This is a genomic window from Methanococcus voltae PS (assembly GCF_024807035.1).
Classification (GTDB): Archaea; AGJL01; Methanococci; order Methanococcales; family Methanococcaceae; genus Methanococcus; species Methanococcus voltae.
Window position 1 is genome coordinate 552,591 of sequence record NZ_JANUCQ010000001.1, and the last position, 22,849, is coordinate 575,439.

At 28.6% G+C, this 22,849-nt stretch carries 22 protein-coding genes; 14 read left to right on the forward strand and 8 right to left on the reverse strand.

Going from position 1 to position 22,849, the window contains the following annotated elements:
* Positions 1 to 147: 147 nt before the first annotated feature.
* Positions 148 to 1,572: an aspartate kinase gene (locus M2325_RS02605; protein ID WP_209590579.1), complete on the reverse strand. Its 1,425-nt coding sequence runs from the start codon at positions 1,570 to 1,572 to the stop codon at positions 148 to 150.
* A gap of 389 nt (positions 1,573 to 1,961) precedes the next feature.
* Here M2325_RS02605 and M2325_RS02610 point away from each other — a divergent pair, with 389 nt between their 5' ends.
* The 3 genes from M2325_RS02610 (at position 1,962) to M2325_RS02620 (ending at position 3,726) form a co-directional block, all read left to right on the forward strand.
* Positions 1,962 to 2,243, forward strand: a complete 282-nt coding sequence (locus M2325_RS02610) for an EhaC family protein (RefSeq protein WP_209590580.1) — start codon at positions 1,962 to 1,964, stop codon at positions 2,241 to 2,243.
* 159 nt (positions 2,244 to 2,402) lie between these two features.
* Positions 2,403 to 2,660 carry a DUF4040 domain-containing protein gene (locus tag M2325_RS02615; protein ID WP_209590581.1) on the forward strand — a complete coding sequence of 86 codons (258 nt, stop codon included), beginning with the start codon at positions 2,403 to 2,405 and terminating at the stop codon, positions 2,658 to 2,660.
* A gap of 718 nt (positions 2,661 to 3,378) precedes the next feature.
* Positions 3,379 to 3,726 (forward strand): winged helix-turn-helix domain-containing protein, encoded by a 348-nt coding sequence (locus M2325_RS02620; protein WP_209590582.1) that lies wholly within the window; start codon positions 3,379 to 3,381, stop codon positions 3,724 to 3,726.
* Positions 3,727 to 4,028: 302 nt separating this feature from the next.
* On the opposite strand, the gene M2325_RS02625 is transcribed toward M2325_RS02620, so the two are convergent.
* Positions 4,029 to 4,328: a histone family protein gene (locus tag M2325_RS02625; protein ID WP_209590583.1), complete on the reverse strand. Its 300-nt coding sequence runs from the start codon at positions 4,326 to 4,328 to the stop codon at positions 4,029 to 4,031.
* 408 nt (positions 4,329 to 4,736) lie between these two features.
* Between M2325_RS02625 and M2325_RS02630 the strand changes: the two genes are divergently transcribed.
* On the forward strand, positions 4,737 to 5,243 hold the full coding sequence (locus M2325_RS02630; RefSeq protein WP_209590584.1) for a hypothetical protein: 507 nt from the start codon (positions 4,737 to 4,739) through the stop codon (positions 5,241 to 5,243).
* Between the two features lie 199 nt (positions 5,244 to 5,442).
* Complete coding sequence (locus M2325_RS02635; RefSeq protein ID WP_209590585.1) at positions 5,443 to 6,465, forward strand: hypothetical protein; 1,023 nt, start codon at positions 5,443 to 5,445, stop codon at positions 6,463 to 6,465.
* Between the two features lie 91 nt (positions 6,466 to 6,556).
* Here the strand turns inward: M2325_RS02635 and fdhD are convergent, their stop codons facing one another.
* From fdhD to M2325_RS02650, 3 genes are all read right to left on the reverse strand, one after another.
* A complete protein-coding gene (gene fdhD, locus M2325_RS02640; RefSeq protein ID WP_259050728.1) occupies positions 6,557 to 7,411 on the reverse strand; it encodes a formate dehydrogenase accessory sulfurtransferase FdhD in 855 nt (284 codons plus the stop codon).
* A gap of 327 nt (positions 7,412 to 7,738) precedes the next feature.
* A complete protein-coding gene (locus M2325_RS02645; RefSeq protein ID WP_209590587.1) occupies positions 7,739 to 8,425 on the reverse strand; it encodes a fibrillarin-like rRNA/tRNA 2'-O-methyltransferase in 687 nt (228 codons plus the stop codon).
* Positions 8,426 to 8,526: 101 nt separating this feature from the next.
* Positions 8,527 to 10,089, reverse strand: a complete 1,563-nt coding sequence (locus tag M2325_RS02650) for a Pre-mRNA processing ribonucleoprotein (protein WP_209590588.1) — start codon at positions 10,087 to 10,089, stop codon at positions 8,527 to 8,529.
* 393 nt (positions 10,090 to 10,482) lie between these two features.
* On the opposite strand from M2325_RS02650, the gene ftsY reads away from it, so the two are divergent.
* Positions 10,483 to 11,634 (forward strand): signal recognition particle-docking protein FtsY, encoded by a 1,152-nt coding sequence (gene ftsY / locus M2325_RS02655; protein ID WP_209590589.1) that lies wholly within the window; start codon positions 10,483 to 10,485, stop codon positions 11,632 to 11,634.
* A 181-nt stretch (positions 11,635 to 11,815) separates the two neighbouring features.
* A complete protein-coding gene (locus M2325_RS02660) occupies positions 11,816 to 12,085 on the forward strand; it encodes a hypothetical protein (protein WP_209590590.1) in 270 nt (89 codons plus the stop codon).
* Positions 12,086 to 12,129: 44 nt separating this feature from the next.
* Here the strand turns inward: M2325_RS02660 and M2325_RS02665 are convergent, their stop codons facing one another.
* Positions 12,130 to 13,428 carry an Nre C-terminal domain-containing protein gene (locus M2325_RS02665; protein ID WP_374759667.1) on the reverse strand — a complete coding sequence of 433 codons (1,299 nt, stop codon included), beginning with the start codon at positions 13,426 to 13,428 and terminating at the stop codon, positions 12,130 to 12,132.
* Positions 13,429 to 13,645: 217 nt separating this feature from the next.
* On the opposite strand from M2325_RS02665, the gene M2325_RS02670 reads away from it, so the two are divergent.
* Positions 13,646 to 14,014 carry a hypothetical protein gene (locus tag M2325_RS02670; protein ID WP_209590591.1) on the forward strand — a complete coding sequence of 123 codons (369 nt, stop codon included), beginning with the start codon at positions 13,646 to 13,648 and terminating at the stop codon, positions 14,012 to 14,014.
* Positions 14,015 to 14,140: 126 nt separating this feature from the next.
* On the opposite strand, the gene cbiT is transcribed toward M2325_RS02670, so the two are convergent.
* Positions 14,141 to 14,737 (reverse strand): precorrin-6Y C5,15-methyltransferase (decarboxylating) subunit CbiT, encoded by a 597-nt coding sequence (gene cbiT / locus M2325_RS02675; protein WP_259050730.1) that lies wholly within the window; start codon positions 14,735 to 14,737, stop codon positions 14,141 to 14,143.
* A gap of 238 nt (positions 14,738 to 14,975) precedes the next feature.
* Between cbiT and M2325_RS02680 the strand changes: the two genes are divergently transcribed.
* The 4 genes from M2325_RS02680 to radA all read left to right on the forward strand — a co-directional run bounded on the left by M2325_RS02680 (position 14,976) and on the right by radA (position 18,327).
* Entirely contained in the window at positions 14,976 to 15,332 is a 357-nt protein-coding gene (locus M2325_RS02680) for a hypothetical protein (protein WP_259050731.1), read from the forward strand.
* A 227-nt stretch (positions 15,333 to 15,559) separates the two neighbouring features.
* On the forward strand, positions 15,560 to 15,937 hold the full coding sequence (locus M2325_RS02685; RefSeq protein WP_259050732.1) for a hypothetical protein: 378 nt from the start codon (positions 15,560 to 15,562) through the stop codon (positions 15,935 to 15,937).
* Between the two features lie 283 nt (positions 15,938 to 16,220).
* A complete protein-coding gene (locus M2325_RS02690; protein WP_259050733.1) occupies positions 16,221 to 16,604 on the forward strand; it encodes a hypothetical protein in 384 nt (127 codons plus the stop codon).
* Between the two features lie 754 nt (positions 16,605 to 17,358).
* Positions 17,359 to 18,327: a DNA repair and recombination protein RadA gene (gene radA, locus M2325_RS02695; RefSeq protein ID WP_209590596.1), complete on the forward strand. Its 969-nt coding sequence runs from the start codon at positions 17,359 to 17,361 to the stop codon at positions 18,325 to 18,327.
* Positions 18,328 to 18,495: 168 nt separating this feature from the next.
* Here the strand turns inward: radA and M2325_RS02700 are convergent, their stop codons facing one another.
* Positions 18,496 to 19,719 (reverse strand): acetylornithine transaminase, encoded by a 1,224-nt coding sequence (locus M2325_RS02700; protein WP_209590597.1) that lies wholly within the window; start codon positions 19,717 to 19,719, stop codon positions 18,496 to 18,498.
* 268 nt (positions 19,720 to 19,987) lie between these two features.
* Between M2325_RS02700 and M2325_RS02705 the strand changes: the two genes are divergently transcribed.
* Together M2325_RS02705 and M2325_RS02710 are read left to right on the forward strand one after the other, a co-directional pair.
* Entirely contained in the window at positions 19,988 to 20,506 is a 519-nt protein-coding gene (locus tag M2325_RS02705) for a hypothetical protein (RefSeq protein WP_209590598.1), read from the forward strand.
* A 168-nt stretch (positions 20,507 to 20,674) separates the two neighbouring features.
* On the forward strand, positions 20,675 to 22,825 hold the full coding sequence (locus M2325_RS02710; RefSeq protein WP_209590599.1) for an ATP-binding protein: 2,151 nt from the start codon (positions 20,675 to 20,677) through the stop codon (positions 22,823 to 22,825).
* Positions 22,826 to 22,849 lie beyond the last annotated feature (24 nt).

The following is a 22,849-nucleotide window of genomic DNA, read 5'->3' on the forward strand; positions in this document are numbered from 1 at the left end:
TTTAATACATCCCTCATAATTAAAATTATGGGTATAAAATACATTAAAAATAAATTAAAATAAATTAATCATAAATAATATGTAAAATAATGTTAATACAACATTGGATAAAAAAAGAGAATGAAATAGTCTTAAAAAAATTAATAATTAATTTACATCTTCAATAAATGTTTTATGTAATTTTTTCAAGCAATTTTCAAGGTCTTTTTCACCAATTACGAATGAAATGTTGGTTTCTGACGAACCTTGTGCAATCATTTTAATATTTGCACCACTTTCAGCTACTGCGGTGAATAAATCGCCTGCAATGCCTTTTGAGCCTTTCATATCGGAACCAACTGCTGAAACAACGCAAACTTCCTTATCAAAGCTTACATCTTTTATTAAATGGCAACCGTCGAATTCTTTTTTAAGTTCTCTAACGCATTTAATCGCTTCAAGCTCACCGTCGTAAATAACGATTGAAATGTTGGTTTCTGACGAACCTTGTGTGATTAAAATCACGTTTGCGTTTGACCTGCCAAGTGCGTTAAATATCCTCGCAGCTGTGCCACTTACGCCTACCATACCGCCACCAAAGATGTTAATTAAAATAACATCTCTGATGGTTGTTATAGCTTTAATAGGTCTATCACTTGGTTCAATATCTCCGTTGATAAGTGTACCTTCGTTTTCAGGTTCAAATGTATTTTTAATTTTTAACGGAATTCCTTTTTCCATAACTGGTTCGACTGTTCTAGGGTGTAATACCTTAGCACCAAAGTAAGCGAGTTCCATTGCTTCTAAGTATGACATTTTAGGTATTTTTTTAACATTTTTAACTGTTCTCGGGTCTGCTGATAAAACACCGCTCACATCGGTCCAAATTTCAACCATATCAGCTTCAAGTCCTGCACCTACAAGAGCAGCGGAATAGTCACTACCTCCTCTTCCAAGTGTGGTAATTTCTTCTTCTTTAGTACCTCCGATAAATCCTGTAATAACGGGGATAACACCTAATTCTAATAAGGGTGTAATTGTACCTTTAACTCTTAAATCAGTTACTTTTGCACATCCAAAATTGTTATCTGTGATAATACCTGCTTCTCTACCTGTAAGACATATTGATTTGTTTCCGTTGTCTTTTATAGCCCCACCTAAAATAGGTGCACAGAGTCTCTCTCCAAATGAAAGTATGAAATCTTTTGATTTTGGAGTAAGCTCTCCTAAGTAGGTTACACCCAATAGTACTTTTTCCAATTGTTCAAGTGTATTTTCAATTACAATTCTTGTTTCTTCTTGAATTTCCGGGTTTTCAATTGCTTCTAAGATTGCCAGATGATGCCTATCCCGTACATCCTGTATGAAAGAATTGACCCTAGCAATGTCCCTAACATCCAGGGCCTCTTTGGAAATATCTATTAACGAATTTGTAATTTGGGTCATTGCTGAGGTCACAACGACAATATGGTTATGGTCTTGGTGGTTGTCACCATTACCTCTATTAAACCTGTCAGACACTATTTTTGCCACATTTTTAATTCTCTTACCGTCGCCTACAGACGTACCGCCAAACTTCATAACCGTAATCATCATAATCACCAAATTGTTTTATCTACTTATTGTAGTAATTCTATATATGCGTAAATTATTAATTATATTTATTATATTTAATTATTTGCATATATGTAACTATATTTATGTAACTTTGAGTAAATTTATCAAAATAAAATGCTTATTAATTAAAAAATAGTCAAAAAATTAAATGGAAAACATCATAAATATATAATATAACATACGATATTGATTAAATAGAAAAATTAAAATAATCATATATTTAAATAAATATAAAATCTATTAGATATAATATTGTAATAACATAAATAATGCAGTAAATAGTAAATAGTAAATTATAATTAAATTATTATTAAAATTAAATTAATATCATAAAATAGCAATAATAAATTAGGTGAAGGATTATTATGTTTGATTTTCTGTTAATACGTGATTTTTTACAGAATTTAGTTTTAACATTGGCTTCTTTAGGAATTTTAGTTGCATCCATAAAGCTTTGGACTCAAAGAGACATTAGTAAAAATATGGTTTATGCAAGACTTCACATTGTAGGAATCGTAGATATTTCCTGTATAGTTATATTGTTTATGTTTAACCAACCACTTTTAGCACTAGTTTATTTGATATTATCGCCTTTTTCGGCTCACGCGATTGCAAATGCAAATTATAACGATGAAATTTCAAAATAAATTTAAATAATTGATATAAATCGATATTTGTACTAAATAGTCGATAAAAGATGATGTATACTAAATAACAACCAATAGCTAATCAATAAATTTATGTTAAAATGTATCAATGTATCCCTAATAATATATAAGTAATATAAAATGGTAATTCGTGAAAAAATGGTAAATATAGAAATTATAAATATTTTGGATGTCTTTGTAATGTTTTTAGTATTATTGTCCTATGTTGGTGCATTAATACAAAAAGATTTAATCAAATGTGTCGTTTTGACAGGTTTAGGTGGTTTAGGTCTAGCCTATTTGTTTAGTAGCCTATTAGCTCCCGATGTAGCCGTGACAGAAGCTATATTAGGAGGTGCAGTTTTACCTGCATTCTTTGCGTTTACTGTAAAAAGAACTCAAAGGATTGATGAATGACTTTTATATATTTTCTCTTTTAATATTTATCAATATATTAAACTAAAAACTAAATATACTTGGCTAATAAGTCAATATATTTAATTTTAAATAACATAATCTAATTTTCAATTTATATTATAATTCCAAAATGAGGGTAAATTATATTATAGATGAAAGATGAGTATATTGTGCATATTTGCAATAACGACGAAATAAGTACTTAAATTATATAATGGTAATTAATTTCAATTAATTTCAATTAATTTTTTGATTAATTTAGTACCTACGGGTTCGTAATTAGTCAAATATATTTAAATAATACGTTCGTTAAAAGTAGTAAAGTCTATAATTTGTCCTATTATCGCAGTAAATTTAAACAGATTAGTATTAATATGTATTGTAATAAATCTTATACTGTGGTATCACATATAGATAATTATTAATAAAACTTTATCCTAAAAAAATAAAAAGAAAAAATCCCCCTAAGGGGAGTATATCAATCTCACGTAATGAGTGTAAGTTTACACTCGAGAATAATATATCAATTTTTGATATATATACATTTGTACTATGTACATATTAAATTGTTTAGGGTGGTAACTAATTATTGCATATGTCGTATATATCTCATATTGCATATGCCTATGAGTGTATTGCCATTAATCAATTTGGTGTACTGTTTAGTTGTATATATATTCTTACATTCGGGAGAGAACATTTAAAGAAGTTGGTATGTATGATTAAACTATTGGCAAGAAAGAATGTAAGGAAAATACTCGATATCTTAGAACAAGAAAAAGAATTGTATTTCAGAGAAATATCAAAAAATACTGGCATAAATACGGGTAATTTATCCGAAGATTTGAATAAACTATACTATAAAGGTTTAGTTTCTAAAAGGTCCGAGGATATTGAAAAAAATTTACCCAAAGTTTATTACAGTATAACAGACTTGGGAAAAGATGCGTTGAGTATTTACCAAGATGTTGATTTATTAGAACAAAAATGCGTTGGATGTGGACAATTGGGGTTAACTGACGATTCCAATGACACATTTGATGGAGTAATTAACTCAAGAAGATAATCTAATAAATATATTAAAATATAGAATATTAAATTAATAAAAAATACGATTAGAATAAACTCAAAAAATGATTGAAAGTGATGTAATAGAATAATATTGTTTTAATATATGGGTACAATATAAAATTATTAAAATATATAATTTTATATTCTATGCTTTAAAATTAAATTATTATTTATTATTTATTATTTTATTAAATTATTATTGAATAAATATTAATCAATTCATTAATACTATTTATTTAATTGGATATTTTACTTTTTTAACCACAACTTAGTCTATTATCTATGTTTCATCCCTTTTTAGTATCTTTCTAATTCGGAAGCAATAACGTGTAATATTTCATTAGCTAACATGTTAACTTTTTCAGTTCGCTCTGAAACTTGTAATATCTTTTCCTTTAACCTTTCAGCGTCACATTCTTCAATGTCTCTAGCTTTAATGGTTTTTCTTTTATCTTTTGCAGCATTCTCTTCTGCAATTTTGGTGGTGGTTACTATCATTTCTTGAAGAATGTCAACTAAAGCAACAACTGATTCTGTAGACACGTACATCTCGGTATTATCTTTCATAATTCTTTTAACGGTTCCTTTTGGTATCATACTATTCACCTATTAGTTATCTATAAAATTATAATATCAATAGCTTATTAGCTAAATTTTAACAAATTTCATAAGCCAATATTTTACAATTGTTTATATAAAATATGCCTTTAAATTATTTAAACCTATGTTATTTATGTTATATTTTGGTGAATTACGGATTTATATTTATTTTCTACCATTTACTAATCATATTATTTATTTTATAAATTTTAAAAGTTTTAAAGGTTTTAAATAAGTAATTAGTTTATTTATCATAGATTTAAAGAATAAATAATATATACTTTAAAAGCATATAATCCATATTATCGAATGTTTAAACAAGATTATATTTAATATACTAAGTATCTACTAAGTATCCTACTAAGTATCTAATTATTAAATTACTAAAACGGTGACGGTGGTTTTATGCCCGGAGTACAAAAATATTATTCTACAAAAGCAGTATGTGAATTTGAAGCATTTTCAAACTTTAAGAGAATACTATCTAATAGTAATTCAACTGAATTTTATAACTTAAAAATTACAAACATTTTAAACCATAAGTATTACCATGTAAAATTCATAACAAAAGCTACTCAAGAGGATTATACGTTTTTGTGCCAACAGTTGCAAAATGCCGGTTTAATTATCTTAGATTGCATAGACCTCGTATTTAACGCATATTTACTTAAAATTTCTGGAAATTTACCCGATTGTGTAGATATACAAGAAGAATTGTTGCAAAATTTATTAGAATATGGTGCAATTCCTTTAAAAACTGAATTAGAATCCGTAGATTTATGTACTGCCGATTTAAAAATATTAACTTCAAGTAAAAACCCCTTACACAGTATATCGTTCATGGATTTAATGAGAAGAAATGGTGATTTAAAATACTCCGTAACTCCAACAAACAGTTCTGAATTTGAGTAATACGCCACATGATTAAAAATAACAATCAATATTACTATCTAAAAATTTATTACCTATATTTTATCAATTGATAAATTATTTATTAGAATTAAAGAGTTAATCTTATTATTAGTTAACGAAATATAAAGTACTAGATTATGGGGCAATAGTTTAACCCAAAGGTTATATGTTCCCAATAGACTTGGGATACGGTGGTTTAATGATACTTGAAAATATATTTTCAAAAAATAGGAAATTTAGGGCTCTGGTTGAAGATGGCTTTATTGCAGAAGCACTAAATCAAGCACAGTTGGATGAAGATTTACACGGCGAGTTATATTCAATGTTAAAATCAAAAAATCCTAAGATTAGGGCTAATTCATTGCACGTTCTTACAAAGGTGGCAATTAAAGAAAAATCTTTTAATCATAATGCTTTAGTTCAGCCTATGAAAAGATTATTGGCAGACCCTGAAAGACATGTTGTACTTACCACACTGGTTTGTGTAAAAATATTCTTAAAAAGTTTTTCAGAAGCTTATTTTGAGTTTGAATCTTCAATATTGGCACTACATAAAGGTACTATTGATTTAGAGATTCGAGAGTACACCAACGAGATAGTTAAAGCATATGGGTCATTTAAGGGGCAAAAAGTAGAGAATGGTCACGAAGTTTTAAGGGAAAAATTTAAAAAGATAATCGATAAAGAGTCCCAATCCACGCTCGTTGTAAAATTAAAGGAAATTTCTGAATATATTCACGATATTAATCCAGAAGTAAGCAATGTAGAAATCAACAAAGAAAAATTAAATCGTAGAGTTAATAAAGAAAAGATAATGTCTAAAAAAGTCGATTTAAACATGATAAGTGGAGATTTCGATGAAATAAACCCTATGGATTTAATATGCAAGATTTCAAGTATTCAAAATTCTGGAAAAGCTGAAGTAGTTAAAAATATGGATAGATTATTGGAATTATCTTGTTCCAGGAGTACAATAATTCGTAATGCTGCTTTAAACGCAATTTATGAGATTACCAAGAAATATCCTGAAGTGACATATTCCAAGGTTTCATTTTTAGAGAAATATTTGCTACAATATGGCGCCAATAGTGTAATATTTAAACATACAATTCAGGAATTGGCAAATACTTATGATTTGTCAAATTATACATTAAATAGGTTAGTTCAAAAGTCTAAATTAAAAACTAATTCAAAAAATAATGATAAAATAAGTTTAAGATAAATTTAAGATAAATTTAAGAAATAGACTATAAAAATAAGAGAAAAGTAATAAAAAATAAAAGATAAATCCATATTTTAGTATTTTATTATTTTTATTCTTCAAAATTGATATAATCTAAACCGCTGTATATCATAAATCGATTAATTCGAGCAAAACCCAATAATACTATTTTTTCTTTATTTGCAAGGTCTATACCATGATTGGTAGATGGTGACTTTGTAATAATAACTTTACAGCCGGCGTTTACCGCTTTTTTCACCATGGCAGTAGGTTGCCTACCGCTAGAAACGATTATACAATCTGCTATATCCAAACCGTTTATTTTAGCATATCCAATAACTTTATCAATTGCGTTATGTCTTCCAATATCTTCGTAATATGTAAGTTTATTCCCGTCCATATCAAATAATCCTGCCCAATGTACGCCCCCAGTTAACTCCCAAATGTTAGACATAGTAGGCATTTGTACCATAATCTTCTTAATGGTGCTTAATTTTAAATTTAAATTATTTTCTGTTTTAATTTTATTTAAATCATTATTTTCGGTATATAATTTTAATTTAATTATCTTTCTATCTTTTAAGCCTTCTACTTCGTCATTTTCTTCAATTATTTTAATTTCCTTAATTTTTTCATCTTTTTTAAAATTACCTTCGCTTATAATATGCCCGACTAATAATTCCTTTAATCCATTCGGTGATGCTAAAACTTTGCCTCTATATTCGTCGTTTTTATAAAATTCGCAAATTTGCTCAACTACTACGATATCAGATTTATTTATCAGTCCTTTTTCTTCATCCCACGAGTAAGCATCCCTTAAAGTTACCGTATCTTTAATATCTTCATCTAATGTGTTATACCTATCCATACGACTTATTTTATTTGTTTTATGAATATTTTTATTATTTTCATTCGAATTACTGCCTTTAATATTTGTATTTTCCATATCTATCCCTACATAGTTTTATAATAATTATACGTAATAATCATATGATGACTACATCGAAATTATCCGATTCTTTGATTCTAATGGATAATATTATATAATACTAAGTTTAAATAAGATTTGATTAGGATTGTGATGAAAAGAGGGTTATCTGATTTATGATGATTACACCTATACTGAATCCTACTTATTATATTGAAAATAAATAATAAATATAAAATAAATATAAAATAAAAAAGAAAATACTATTTTGAAATTATTGTAATTAAAATTAAAACTAAATCCAAAAATAAAAATAAAATTAACTATATTTAATTATAATTTAAGTTATTGTCCATTCCAAATTCCAACAAATAACATGTGGTCTTTTTCAAATGGTTCAATATTTATAGCATCTACGATTTTGAAACCGTTCTGTTCCATAATTTCTTTTTGAGCTTCGAATATTACTCTAGGGTTTTCTGTAACATCAACACTTCTAGCTTTGATTGATATCATACCGTATCCGCCTTTTTTCAAAAACCACTTAGCATTCTTTATCAATATTTCAGCTTGGTTTGGTTGTGCAACGTCCTCAAATATAACGTCTACCTTTTCCACAATGTTTGCATATTCTTCTGGTTTATTTGCATCGCCTAATATAGGGAATAAGTTTTTCCTACCTTCACAGCTTTCAATAAACTCTCTCATAATTCTTGGTGCAAACTCAACAGCGTAAACTGGGGAATCTTCAGCAACATCTGCAACGTGTGACGGAGTAGTACCTGCAGAAGCTCCAAGATATAGAACTTTACTGCCTTTTTTAATTGGCATTTCCTTTAATCCGTTAATAATAGATGCTCCCAACTTACTTTTGTTAGGGTTCCATACTCTGTACTCTGTATTTTTAACGTTAACTAATTTTTCGCCATATACTCTTTTGTTTGGAACCAATGATTTTGTACCAATTCTTTTAATTCCATCGCCTAAATCTAATTCAAATACGTTATCGAACTTTTCTTTAATTTTTGCCATATGACCACCGATTAAATCATTTAAAAATTAATAAAATTATATGTATTTATTAATTTAATAGTTTTTAAGGTTTATTTTATTGTTATTTTTATTATTTTTTATTATTTGTTAATTTTTGAAGATGTTTTTCCAATAACAACTCTTTCAACCTTACGTTTTTCGCCTTTGCCAGCTTTAGCGCCTTTGTTTGCGTTGTTAGGTTTACTATCTCTACTTTTTCCATCTCTAGTAGGTTTACCACTTTTTTCGTTTTTCCTACCGTCGTTTCTACCATCTCTTCTTCCTTTAGTGTCTGTTCCCCTATTATCTTTACTATCCCTACCATCTCTTCTACTATCTCTTTTTTTATCGTCTCTTCTTCTGTCGTCGTTTCTACCATCTCTTCTCTGAGGTTTACCACTACCAGGTCTACTTGGTTTTCCAGGTCTTCCTTTACTTTGTGGTCTTTTGGATTTCTTTTTAACTGGTGGTTTTGGGAATTTAATTTTAATATCTGCCACTTTTTTGTCTATTTGCTCTGATAATGTATCGGCAATATAATTTCCGCTCATATCTGCTTTAATTGCAATGGACATTTTACAAGCAATTGCTCTTGATATTTTACCACGTGTCCAACCTGTAGCACCTTGTATGTAAGGGTGTTGGAATATAATACCGTGTTTTGGAGAGTCTGCTCTTTCCCTTAAGTGTGCAAATAACGCTTTTTCAGCACCGATAACTTGTATTGTTGAACCAGGTAATATTGAAAGTCTGTCCATACCACCTGCAAGGCTTATAAGTCTTGCACCTATTGAAGGTCCTGCAATTTTTGTTAAGTTAGGCGCAACTTCTTTCATAGAAGTCTCTAAGTAAGCCTGTAATTCTTCTCTGTATTTATATAAATTGTGTATTTCATTAGCAAGGCTTTTTATAATTTGTAAATCTACTTCAGAGATTTCAGCACCCATGGATTTTTTAGCTGCTACTGACAAAGTTCTCGCTAAGTTTTGAGGCATCTCTTCTTTTAATCTAGTTCTAGTGTAATTTTCTCTGAATCCGTATTCTGAAACTAATTGTACGTATGCGTCTTGTTTTTTAACAATATTGTCCATTTCTGGGAAGTACAATGAGTACCATTCTCTCAATCTTTCTGAAAACAAGTTTAATGTCTCATCAAGGTTGTCTAAAGCATTAACAGTTTGTACGATTAATTTATCCTTTGCCTGTGAACTTCTTTTCATCATCATTTTTGTATATTGAACTGTCCATTCGTTCATTTTTTTTAAGAAGTCGTCTTCTAAGTCTTCGAATACGCCGTATTCTAAACCTAATTCATACATAACACTTCTCATAGCGTCGTTTTCAGGTCTAATTTTTGAAGCTTCAAAGCTAATGGTTTCTAATTCTTCAACATCTATATTAATAGGTTCTATTTCTTCCTTTTCTTCAGCTTCTTTATTTTTAAATTCTGTGATTTCATCGATTAAAGCTTGTTTTAATTCTGCCTTTTTTTCGTTAGCATCTTGCCTTAATTCGTACATAATTGATGGAATGTCTTCTTCATCAAATTTTTTAAAGTAAACAATGTTTTTAGAAAGATTCTCAATACTTTGTGTTTCATTTGTTTCGCTTTCGTCTTTTTTAATTACAAAAATACCGTATGGTACTAAAATTGCGCTAAGCATTATAATCACCGTTATAATCCTGATTAATATTAATATTATAGTAATAGTTAATAATTAATAATTCCTTTTTAATAAAATTAAAATAATTATTGATAAAATTGATAAATTACCCTAATTATTAGTGATAACAATAATGATTATGATAATAATTTATTTTATATGTATAACTCTCTAATATATGGAAATCGAGTATATAAAAATATGTACGCAAGTATATTAAATACAATTTGGAATAACCTAGTAAGGAATAATAAGGTAATGAATAACAAAGTAATATATAATAATTAGTGTGTAATATTACAGTAACAACAAACAACAAACAACAAATATCGATAATTAATAATTAATAATTAATATTTGATAATTGATAATTGGTAAAATTTGGTGAAATAAATGTTTGGAAGCCTTAAGTCAAAATTAACAGACACCATGAACAAATTGTCCAATAAAATCTACAAAAAAGGCGAAGCTGTAGATGAGGAAATTAATGAAGAAATCAAAGAAATTAAAACCGAATTAACCAAAGTAAATGAAAATCCCAAAATAGATGAAAAAGAAGAATTAGAAGAAAACGTTTTAGGAAAATTTGAAAAAACAAAAGTAGGATTTTTAGATAAATTTAAGATTACAAAAAGCATTAAAAAAGTTTTAAGTAAAGAAGTAGTCCTTACCGAAGATGATATTGAAGAAATATTGGAAGAATTAGAATTAGAACTATTGGAAGCAGACGTAGCATACGATACTGTTGAAAGTATAATCGAATCTTTAAAAGAAAATTTAATTGGCCTAAAAATTACAAGTGACGATAAACCTGAAGAAATTATTGAAAATGCACTTAAAAGCTCAATTAGAAACATATTGGCACAGGAAAAAATTGATATCGAGCAATTAATCCAAAACAAAAATAAAGAAGGCGAACCTGCTATAATCATATTTTTAGGAATAAACGGGACTGGAAAAACTACTTCAATATCAAAATTAGCTTATAAATTAAAAGAAAACGGTCATAGCGTAGTAATGGCAGCAGGGGACACTTTTAGAGCTGGAGCAATAGACCAACTCGAAGAGCACGCAAACAACCTTGAAGTTAAGGTTATCAAACATCAAAAAGGTGCAGATAGTGCAGCAGTTATTTTTGATGCAATACAGCACGCAAAGGCTAAAAAAATTGATGTGGTACTTGCAGATACCGCAGGCAGGCAAACAACGAACATAAATTTAATGTCAGAAATCAAAAAAGTTGTTAGGGTAACAAAACCAGATTTAGTCGTATTCGTGGGTGATTCATTAGCTGGTAACGATGCAATAACTCAGGCAGAGGAATTTAACAACGCAGTTACTATTGACGGAGCAATATTAACTAAAACAGACGCAGACGCAAAAGGTGGGGCGGCTTTGTCAATTGCTCATTCAATAGGGAAACCTATCTTATATATGGGTGTAGGTCAAAGGTATTCCGATTTACAAGAATTTGACGTCGATTGGATGGTAAATAAGTTATTCTCTGAAAATGAAGAAAAATTATCCGTTGAAAGAGAATTTTAAATTATATTCTACTTTTTTACTCTTTTTTACTCTTTTTTTTATTATTTATTTTTTATTTTTTATCATATTATTTATTTTATATATTTATCCTCGATTAAAATAAGTAACTTTTAATACTTTAAATTCAAAATATTTAATAATGTTATTTTGTATTGATACTATACAATATATGGTGAGTAACATGAAGGTAAAAAGAATTCAAAAAATTGATAGATTGAGCGATTTAACAAGGATAAACGCCGAAAGCTTACTCGATAAAAAAAGCCTTGCAAAAATCTCTGGTTCTTGGGTCGATGCCGGAGAAATCGTAGACATCGAAAAATCTGAAATAGAAAAAATGTTTGATGACATTGTTTTTATAAGGACTGAATCAAACGAATGGACTGAAGGTTGCAAATTAATTTTAAATGTAAAAGATAAGGGAAGTTTCATAAAATATTGGAGATATTAAAATTAGATGTATATTTAGAAGTATACTTATAATTATACTTAGAATTAGAAATATTGCTCCAATAAAGTTTGTCTATTAGTTATTTTTAATATTTTACTTTTTTCAACGTATTTCTCAACAGGGACTACCAAATGCTGTTCTAAACCAGAAATTGCCGATTTTAAGTTATCAAATTCGCCAATTTTTTTACTATCCATTGCAAGTTTAACTCCTTGACGAATTTGCCAAACTCCAACAGGTGCGTAGTAATCAGGCGTAATTTCACGTATTACAACAATTTTGGCCTGTTTTTTTCTTTTTTGAAGATGTTCCATAACACTCAATCGTGAAGCGTGGAAAGCGCCCGCAGTTTCTTTAACATATCCCTTTAAGCCTTTAATACCTTCGTAATCTCCAAGAACGTGGTATTCTGCTACTTTACCATATAATGAACCTTTTAACCATACTTCCATAGCTTCAAAAGCGTATAAATCAGGCATTAATAATATAAAATACCGGTTACCTAATAAATTAGCGTGATATAATTCGTAATTATTAACTACGTTGTATCCAATTACTTCTTTCCGTATTTCTTTGCCAATCATATCTTGAACAGCGGTTATGCTCCATTTTGTGGGTACAATTCTTTTATCTACGCCCATTAACCCAGTGGATAAAAGTTTTATAATATAGTATTCGTCAAATCCTGAATTATAAAGGCTCATGACACCTTCTAATGATTTCATTTCATCATTTACTACACTATCGGTCTTTTTCGGAATTTTAGGGTTTTCTGCAATATCGAATTTTAAAAGATTTTCTTTTGCACCCATAGGCGAGGTATAAGAATTCATACCTAAAACCATCTTAGGATTTTTAAGCAATTTCATCTCACTATCTACAGGTTTTATGGACATAGCAATTTCTTGTATATTCTCAATATATCTAGTAGATGTAGGTAAATTAGCATCTCTATAGTTATTTTCAACTTTAACGTTTGATTTAGTTTCCCCCATAACTAACATTGACCTATAATGCATAATTTCATCAATAGAGCTATTTGTCCAGTTTTTGGGATTTTCAAGTTTACCAATATCAAATTCCGTGTTTTTACCGACTGTTTCATTTACTGTTTCATTTAATAACTCATTAGCTTGCTCAACATCTCCAAAAGTGGGCAACATGGGACCTATACGTACTTTTGGGTATCCATATTCGCCTACAAATAAACTAGGTGGTGAAGCTCCAAAGAATTCTTTTTTTTCGATTAATCCTTTGAATTTTTTGGAAATTCTGAATTTTTGAAGAATTAAACACTTACTTCTACCACACAAATTCTTCCTACCCTTACATATTGAACACACATGACTCAAAAATATCACTTTGTTAAGTTATTGATTACTAATTTATTCAATTATATTTCTTTATGATATTATATATAGAAAACTATAAAGAGTCTTCGGAATTTAATATACATAAGGCTTTTACTAAATTCAAATGCCTATTTATCCCATAAATAAATTGAAATATAGTAATTATATTAAATATACTTAAAATACACTCATTAATTTCTCTCAGGGGGTGTATATCATTAAAAATCTCACAAAAAATAAAAATAAGCAAAATAGTCTGACGAAAAATAAAAAAGAATGTGATGAATTAAATAATACAAAAAATAATCTCTTAAAATCAAATAATTCTATAAATTCAGAAATCTATTCTGAAATATGTGAAATATTTGTAATAGATGATTTTCAAGGTTTTAAAGAGGAATTCGGTGAAATTTTAAAAGATAAATCTACTTATTGTTTATCTAAGGAAAATGGCATATCCTTTTCAATTGCCCACCGTCTTAAGTCCGATAAAGACTATAAACCTAGAATAGATACCTTATTAAAGGTTGTTCAGTCTACGGGCTATAAAATAGCTCTTGTAGGTAAATATGATTAATAAATAATTATCACTGTTTAATAATAAAATAATATATTATAATTATTTATCCCCTATAGTTTTTTTACTAATTTATTTATATCTAATTTTAACTTTAATTTTAACTTTAATTTTAATTTTTAACATTTACTTTTTAGCAGTTATAATGGTAATCGGGTTTCTTGCAATCATCATGTATCCTGATTTTATTTTTCTACCATATGAAACATTCATATTTATCAAATCAATCTCATAACCATAATTTTCTAAAATTTCAGCAATTTTTAAACCGGTATTTACTACAATAGTATTCGAAACAATTGTTTTTATGCTATATTTATTAGCTATTTTCAAAATCTCCTCAATATTTTGAGTACCGCCGATAAATATCTTTAAATTTTCTGAAGGCAATGCGTTTAATTCATTTGATTCATTCGATTCTTTTAATTTTTTCAATACTTTTTCCAATTCTTCCTTCGCATCTCCAGAGATTAGCTCGCAGTTCCCAATATTAAATTTTTCCAAGTTTGCTTTTGTCGTATTAATTGCATCTTCACTGTTATCCATTGCATAAGCTTTTTTAGCGATTTTGGCCATTTCTATGGTCATCCCCCCGCTACCGCATCCGATATCTATCACACTATCACTATGTATTAAATTTAGTTTTGATAAGCTCAATGCTCTAATTTCTTCTTTTGTTATCGGTACGCCATCATTTCTAATAAATTCGTCATCTTTAATCAAATTATCGCCTTATTTATTTTTTTTTAATTTTTTATACAAATTGCTTTAATATCCTTTATTTCAGACAATTATTTATATTATTTTATATTATTTTATATTAGTTTATTTTATTATATTATATCTAATTTATAGTTACATAAATAAATTTATAATCAATTTTATTATTCATATGCAATTTACGCAAAATACAAAAATTAAAAAATACAAAAATACACAAAAAAATTTACACGGTGAAATAGTGTTTACTAAAATATTTGCACTAGGTTTTATAGTACCTTTAATAGCCATAGTCGTAATTTTTATATTGGAAGTTATAAGCACATATATTGGTTTAAAACTTGCTAAAATAGAATCAGAGTTTAAAGAAATTTTAAAAGTTTCATTGTACAAAGCAATATTGACTACAGTTTTAAAATTGTTACCATTCGGTAGTATTATAGCATTACTCACATCGATATTTGTAAACAAGACTTATTTCAACACCGATTGGAATAAGGGTATATTAATCGAATTACCCTTGATAATTTTACAAATAATAATACTTATATTTGGCACTTTACTTGGAATACTTTGGTTATTTGCAAGTCTTACCTAATTTCTTTAAGTTATCGACATACTTAATTTAAATATGGAATTAAATTATAAATTTTTAAATTATATTTTTTAAAGTTATGTAAATGCAAATGGTTCGATAGTATCAATTATTAATATAACCATAATTAAAGTATAATTATAAAAATAATTAAAATAATTAAAAAATAACTAAAAAATAACTAAAAATAAATTCATAAATTTACGAAAAAAATTTACACGGTGAACAAAATGCCCTCAAATGCAATGTTAGGACTTGGATTTTTAGGATTTGGAGTATTTGCAATTATAATTTTTGTTTTTATAGTCGGATTAATTTTAGAACTCATAAATACTTTTATTGGTTTAAAGATTGTTAAAATAGATTCTGAATTCATCGAAATTTTAAAAGTCTCGTCATACAAGGCAGTAACTAACACAATATTGGGTTTACTTCCTTTTGGATTTATACTCGCTTTTGTCGTAGCGATTTATATAAACAAGACGTTCTTTGATACCGATTGGAAAAATGGGTTATTAATCGAATTACCATTATTAGTATTAGGATTGGTAATTGGATTATTTTTTATGCTAATGATGATATTTTCGTTTATCGCATTTGCATATTAAAAATTTTACCCTATTACCTTGTATTTTTAGAAAAACTAGATATACTAATTTTTTTATGTGGTATTATGAAAAAGTATATAATTTATGATACAATATATTATAAAATTGGTACATATTATATTTTTAGAAAACTTATTTACTAATTATTATTTATTGGGCAATTGAATTTAATTTATTGACGCATATTTCAATATAAGTTTGATATACCGATATAATCAATATATCAGAATAAATATATCAGTATGATATAATATACATTATTATATTGTTGTTTGGTGAAATTGTGAATACTTTTGAGATTATTGCAGGTCTTTCGGCAGTTTTTATAATCATTATATTTTTAATTGGTTTAATATTGCAGATTGTACTTACATATTTGGGTGTAAAACTTGCTAAAATAGACACTAATTTAGCAAATATAACTAAAGTATCTCTTATTAAATACATTATTGGAATTATAATCTCTTACGTTCCTTTGGGGATTTTTATTAGCTATATAGTTTCAGTATATATTAATAAGAGGTACTTCAATACAAGCTGGAAAAAAGGTTTAATTGTGGAATTGCCATCTTTGATTTTGGGTGTTATAATAATAATTTTGGCAATAATCGCGTTAGTTTACAGCGGTCAAGACATTTATTCGGCAACTATGGAATTACTTTATTAAATTATTCTACTAATTTTCTACTTTTTTTAAGTATTAATCCAATTTTTTAATTCATGATTATATATATTAGTCTCCTTATTATTCTAATTAATAAAATATATATACTATACAACCTATCTATAAACTGAATAAATTTACAAAAAATAAATAAATTTAGATTTACAAGTATATGGTAAACCATAAAATGAATTGAATAGATTAAATAAATTAAATAAATTTAAACAGTTTTATGAACTTATATCCATTTGCAAATAGAATTAATTACAAAATAATATATAATTCAATATCGATATATGAGATTGGTATTACAATATCTGCCCAACTGCCTTTGAATAAATCCTGGGATTTATAGCTTGTCAACTACGTTGCCAATGGGCGAACGGCTGTAACAACTCTCTTCGAGAGTTTAAACCAATGAGATTTAGTATTACAATATTGGTGTTGGATATATTATATATTATTTAAAAAAACTTATACACATTCGAAATAGTGATATTACAAATTAATAGTTAATATACTATAATACAAATAATAAATTTAATGTGTATCGAAAAGAGCAATTACTAAATTAAAAACGATTAATGATAATAAAATAACAGAATAAAAAATAATAGAATAAAAAAATAATTATTAATGACGTTTATTTTAGTAATAATTAATGGATATCGTTCTATTTTTAAAACCTATTAAATACTTTGAATATAATGAATACACAAATTATCAATATATTACAAGTTAAACTAAAGGTGAGTTTATGAGTGATAATTTAACTGATTTGCCAGGAGTAGGTCCTTCAACCGCTGAAAAATTAGTAGAAGCTGGTTACATAGACTTTATGAAAATAGCTACTGCAACAGTAGGGGAGTTAACCGATATTGAAGGCATAAGTGAAAAAGCAGCCGCTAAAATGATTATGGGTGCAAGAGATTTATGTGATTTGGGTTTTAAAAGTGGTATTGACTTATTGAAACAAAGAAGTACAGTATGGAAGCTATCAACAAGTAGCAGTGAATTAGACAGCGTATTGGGTGGCGGATTAGAAAGCCAGTCAGTAACTGAATTCGCAGGTGTTTTTGGTAGTGGTAAAACCCAGATTATGCACCAAAGTTGTGTAAATTTACAAAACCCAGAATTTTTATTCTACGACGAAGAGGCAGTATCTAAAGGGGAAGTAGCACAACCAAAAGCTGTTTACATCGATACGGAAGGTACATTCAGACCTGAAAGAATTATGCAAATGGCAGAGCACGCAGGAATTGATGGTCAAACAGTTTTAGACAATACATTCGTTGCAAGAGCTTATAACTCAGATATGCAAATGTTATTCGCTGAAAAGATAGAAGACCTTATACAAGAAGGAAACAACATTAAATTAGTTGTAATTGACTCTTTAACCAGTACTTTCAGAAATGAATACACTGGTAGAGGAAAATTAGCTGAGAGACAACAGAAATTAGGTAGGCACATGGCTACATTAAACAAGTTAGCAGACCTTTTTAACTGTGTTGTACTCGTTACAAACCAGGTTTCAGCAAAACCGGACGCATTCTTTGGTATGGCAGAACAAGCAATCGGTGGTCACATTGTAGGTCACGCAGCTACCTTCAGATTCTTTGTTAGAAAAGGAAAAGGCGACAAGAGAGTTGCTAAATTATACGACTCACCACACTTGCCAGATGCAGAGGCAATCTTTAGAATTACTGAAAAAGGTATTCAAGATTAATTAAAAAATAAGCTAATAGTAAAATTAAAACTAAAGCTATGAATTAAAAATTTAAAAAAAGTTAAAAATAAAAAATAAAAAATTAATTTATTTTTTATTACATTTTATTATTTTATTACATTATCATACTATATTTTATTTTACTATATTTTATTATATTTTATTTTATTACTCTATTTTTGAAAATATTTCATCCAATGAATTTATTAAGCTGTCTATATGCTCTTTTTCAACTATTAAAGGTGGTACAAACCTTAAAACGGTATCTGAGGTACAGTTTATTAAGTATCCTTTTTCAAGCATTTTAGGTACAAATTCTGAGCCGTTAATTGTTAATTGAATTCCTAACATAAGTCCAAGTCCTCTAACTTCGGTAATGAACTCGTACTTGTCTTTTAACTCATTTAATTTACTTTTAAAGTACGCACCTATTTCAGAAGTATGCTCAAGCTGATTTTCGAGTAATTCCAAAGTTTTTAATGACGTAGCGCAAGCCATAGGGTTGCCACCAAATGTGGTACCGTGACTTCCAGGTTGGAAAGCTTCTGCAACTTCTTTTTTAGCAACAATGGCACCAATTGGGAAACCATTTCCAAGAGCTTTGGCGAGTGTTACAATGTCTGGCACTACTTCGTAGTTTTCGTATGCAAACATTTTTCCAGTTCTTCCCATACCGCACTGAACTTCATCAAATATCAATATAATATCGAGTTCATCACAAATTTTTCTAACTTCTTTTAAGTATTCTTTATCAACTGGGTAAATACCACCTTCCCCTTGAACTGGTTCGATGATTATAGCGGATGTATGTTCTGAAACCATTTCTTTAAGTGCTTCTATATCATTAAAAGGAGCATATCTAAAACCTGTTGGTAATGGTTCAAATCCCTCCTGGTATTTTGGTTTAGGGGTAGCAGTAATTGTCGTTAATGTTCTACCGTGGAATGAGTGTTCCATAGAGATAACTTCTCCGCTTTTAATAAATCCTTTTTTGCTACTGATTTGCTTACCATATTTACGAGCAAGCTTTATTGCAGCTTCATTTGCTTCTGCACCACTGTTGCAAAAGAAAGACTTGCCCAACCCACTCAATTCAACAAGTTTTTTACCTAGTTCAACTTGTGGGATATTATAGTAAATGTTTGAAATATGCATCAAGTTGTCGATTTGCGATTTTAGGGCTTCAACAATTTCAGGATGACAATGTCCCATATTATTAACTGCAATACCTGCCAAAAAGTCAAGGTATTCATTCCCATCAACGTCATAAACTTTCATACCTTCCCCTTTTGTAATTACAATAGGTAATCGTCCATAGGTATGAATTATATTTTCACTTTCGTCATTAATTATTTTTTGAGTCCTTTCTGATAATCTTTCTAAATTCGGCATAATTTTCCTCATGATTAATTTATTTATTTAACTAAGTTAACTACATTAACTAATTTACTTAATTTAAATAATTAGTTAAGTTAACCATTATTAATTTTATTTTTTGTTGTTATTTTCCTTATTAAGAATATAACATATTATAATAACTTAATTAGATATTTAAATCCTACGATTATCACAATTAATTTTCGTATATAATCTTTATATATTATTCTTACCAATATTTAATTTACAATATAATTGAGTCATAGGATTTGAGGATGATATTTTGGATGCTTATTCACTATTATTTTTAAAATGTACGGAATACGAAGTTTACAAGGACGAACAGAAAGTCCCACTCTGGCAAATTACAAAAGAGGATGTAATGACCAAAAAAATAAATTTTGACTTACCCTGGTCAAGTATCCAAGATTTGGCAATCTCGTTATTTGACATACTTAAGGACCAAAGAAGAAATCCTGATTTATTATATATAAATCTCGAAGAAATCCTGGTGGGTATAGCTTTCTTAAAATCTGAAAGTTCGGGAGCTTCCTTAATATCTAGTCAAGATATGGCAACTATAGCTTGCATTGACCATTTAAATGATTTACTATCTGCTAGAATCTCGAAAATATGTGCACATCACGCCCCTACAAGAATACCTGAAACAGCGTGTTTTTTCGAGAAATTAGCGTTCGGTTTTCCTCAAAAAAAAGATGTAAAGATTACCATTAGCCCTGAATTAAATAATCTTATTCAAAAACTTAGGAATTGTGATTTTGAAAGTGAACTAATAAAATAATAATTATTAATTAATATCTTAAATTTATTAACTTATTAACATATTACTATATTAAAATATTAACTTATTAACGTATTACCATATTAAAATATTAACGTATTACTTTATTAAAATTCAATTAAATATTTTAATTTTAATTTAAAAACATCTCATTGCAGTGATAATAATATGTACAATATTGAATTAGACTTTGATGAAGAATACTTCGTAAATACGTACGGTTCTAAGATTAAAAAATTTATAAAAGACGAACTAGCAATAAATACGGTTCGAGACAACGTTTTTGAATTTGATATAAAAAAGTTTATGCACGAAAATATCGAAGCCTGTGATATTACAGACCACTTATACGAAAATCCAAAATTGTCTGAAGATACAATATTCCAAATTTTCAAAGAAGCCTATTTAGAACTTTTTTCTACAAACGAATCAAAAAACTTAGAAAAGGAACTCGAAAAAATACAAATAGCATTCAAAAATCCCGTAGGCTGTGATAGGAAAATAGACGAAATAACGTCCTCCGAAATTAATAACTTGGTTAAATTCGAGGGTGACATTACATCTTCGGGTAAGGTAGGCGCACTTTTGAAAAAGGCATGTTTTGTATGCCCAAGTTGTGGAAATATTCAGTATAAAACAGTTAGGGACTACTTTATGCCCTTAAAAATGTACTGTAGGAATCAGAATTGTGGAACCGAAATGAAACTTGACCATGATAGTTCTACTTATACGAATATCCAAGAATTAGAAGTCCAACAGCCAATTGATTTAATGAAAAATCCTGACGACCCACCAATGAGTATAAAAACTTTCCTGGAAAATTCAAACGGAATTTATTCAGGTAGGGTCGATGTAGTAGGAACAATAATGAAGAGGCAAGTAAAACCTAATGCACCAGTTTATGAGATGTATGTAAGAAGTAATTCCGCTCATTTAAATGAGAACTTTCAGAAAATAGAGGTTAGGGACATAATAAGAGATGGAGAAAAAGTAGAGTTGCTTAAGGAGTTGGGTAAAAACAAAAATATCATTGATATACTTTCACAATTCTTAATACCTCAAATTAAGGGACATGATTTAGTAAAGAAGGCAATTTTATTGCAACAAGTTAAAGGTTGTATTAAATATTTGCCCGATGGTTCAGGATTAAGGAATGATAGCCACATTTTATTAATTACTGACCCAGGTATTGGTAAATCTACAATGTTACGAAGAATAGCGGAACTGTTCCCACAAAACGGTTATGCTTCAGTTACTACAGCAACCGGTGGTGGTTTAACTGCAAACGTTGTAAGGGAATCTACAGAAATCGGTGATGGTTGGGTAGTTAAACCAGGTGTTTTTGTCAAAGCTAACCAAGGTACGGCTTGTATAGATGAATTAACAGTTGATAAAAACGTTATGAAATTTATATTGGAAGCGATGGAGAGTCAAACAATACACATTAATAAAGGGGGTATAAATGTTAAATTGCCTGCGAAATGTGCAGTTTTGGCAGCTTGTAACCCTAAATACGGTAGATTCGATAGAAATTTGGGTGTAGTGGAACAGTTAAATATGCCCCAGCCTTTATTGAGCAGATTTGATTTAATATTCCCTTTAAAAGATAATCCCGATAGAAAAAGAGACGCAGAGATTGCAGACCACATTTTAAGTACACACTATGAGAGTGCCACAAAACAGTACGACGTATTAGCAGATTTAAATGTTGGTGGAATAACTGTGGATGATGAGCTTTTAAAGAATTACATCATATTTGCGAGGACTTGTGCTTATATAGACGACAATAAGAACTTGTATTTACGAGAAACTGATTCAAAGCTTTTAAAAACTCCAAGTTTGAACAAAAATTCTATGAAAATGATTAAGGATTTCTATGTAGATATGCGTAAACACGGCGAAGGCAATAATCCAATACCTATAACCGCAAGACAGCTCGAAGCAGTCGTTAGGATATCCGAAATGCACGCAAAAGCTAGATTATCCGATAAAGTAAACGAAAAGGACACTAAAGTTGCAATCGATATAATTGAAGAATGTTTAAAACAAGTAGCCTTTGACCCCGAAACAGGCACCTTTGATATAGATAAAGGTATGGGTAAGATTCCAAAATCTAAGATGGATAAAATGAACACTGTTATGGACATAATAAGAGAATTATCCGCAGTAAGTGAAAATAAACTTGCTAACAAAGATGATATTATCGATAGGGCAGAAGAATTCCATATTAAAGAAATTGAAGTCGAAGATTTATTGGAAAAATTATCTAAAAATGCAGAAGTGTTTTCACCTAAATTTGGGAAGTATAGGCTTATCTAACGTGATAAAACACATCCCTATACT

Excerpts from the sequence above, each read along its gene's own strand:
- M2325_RS02605 (WP_209590579.1), bottom strand. The coding sequence starts at position 1,572 with ATGATTACGGTTATGAAGTTTGGCGGTACGTCTGTAGGCGACGGTAAG.
- M2325_RS02610 (WP_209590580.1), top strand. The coding sequence starts at position 1,962 with ATGTTTGATTTTCTGTTAATACGTGATTTTTTACAGAATTTAGTTTTA.
- M2325_RS02615 (WP_209590581.1), top strand. The coding sequence starts at position 2,403 with ATGGTAAATATAGAAATTATAAATATTTTGGATGTCTTTGTAATGTTT.
- M2325_RS02620 (WP_209590582.1), top strand. The coding sequence starts at position 3,379 with ATGATTAAACTATTGGCAAGAAAGAATGTAAGGAAAATACTCGATATC.
- M2325_RS02625 (WP_209590583.1), bottom strand. The coding sequence starts at position 4,328 with ATGATACCAAAAGGAACCGTTAAAAGAATTATGAAAGATAATACCGAG.
- M2325_RS02630 (WP_209590584.1), top strand. The coding sequence starts at position 4,737 with ATGCCCGGAGTACAAAAATATTATTCTACAAAAGCAGTATGTGAATTT.
- M2325_RS02635 (WP_209590585.1), top strand. The coding sequence starts at position 5,443 with ATGATACTTGAAAATATATTTTCAAAAAATAGGAAATTTAGGGCTCTG.
- fdhD (WP_259050728.1), bottom strand. The coding sequence starts at position 7,411 with ATGGAAAATACAAATATTAAAGGCAGTAATTCGAATGAAAATAATAAA.
- M2325_RS02645 (WP_209590587.1), bottom strand. The coding sequence starts at position 8,425 with ATGGCAAAAATTAAAGAAAAGTTCGATAACGTATTTGAATTAGATTTA.
- M2325_RS02650 (WP_209590588.1), bottom strand. The coding sequence starts at position 10,089 with ATGCTTAGCGCAATTTTAGTACCATACGGTATTTTTGTAATTAAAAAA.
- ftsY (WP_209590589.1), top strand. The coding sequence starts at position 10,483 with ATGTTTGGAAGCCTTAAGTCAAAATTAACAGACACCATGAACAAATTG.
- M2325_RS02660 (WP_209590590.1), top strand. The coding sequence starts at position 11,816 with ATGAAGGTAAAAAGAATTCAAAAAATTGATAGATTGAGCGATTTAACA.
- M2325_RS02685 (WP_259050732.1), top strand. The coding sequence starts at position 15,560 with ATGCCCTCAAATGCAATGTTAGGACTTGGATTTTTAGGATTTGGAGTA.
- radA (WP_209590596.1), top strand. The coding sequence starts at position 17,359 with ATGAGTGATAATTTAACTGATTTGCCAGGAGTAGGTCCTTCAACCGCT.
- M2325_RS02700 (WP_209590597.1), bottom strand. The coding sequence starts at position 19,719 with ATGCCGAATTTAGAAAGATTATCAGAAAGGACTCAAAAAATAATTAAT.
- M2325_RS02710 (WP_209590599.1), top strand. The coding sequence starts at position 20,675 with ATGTACAATATTGAATTAGACTTTGATGAAGAATACTTCGTAAATACG.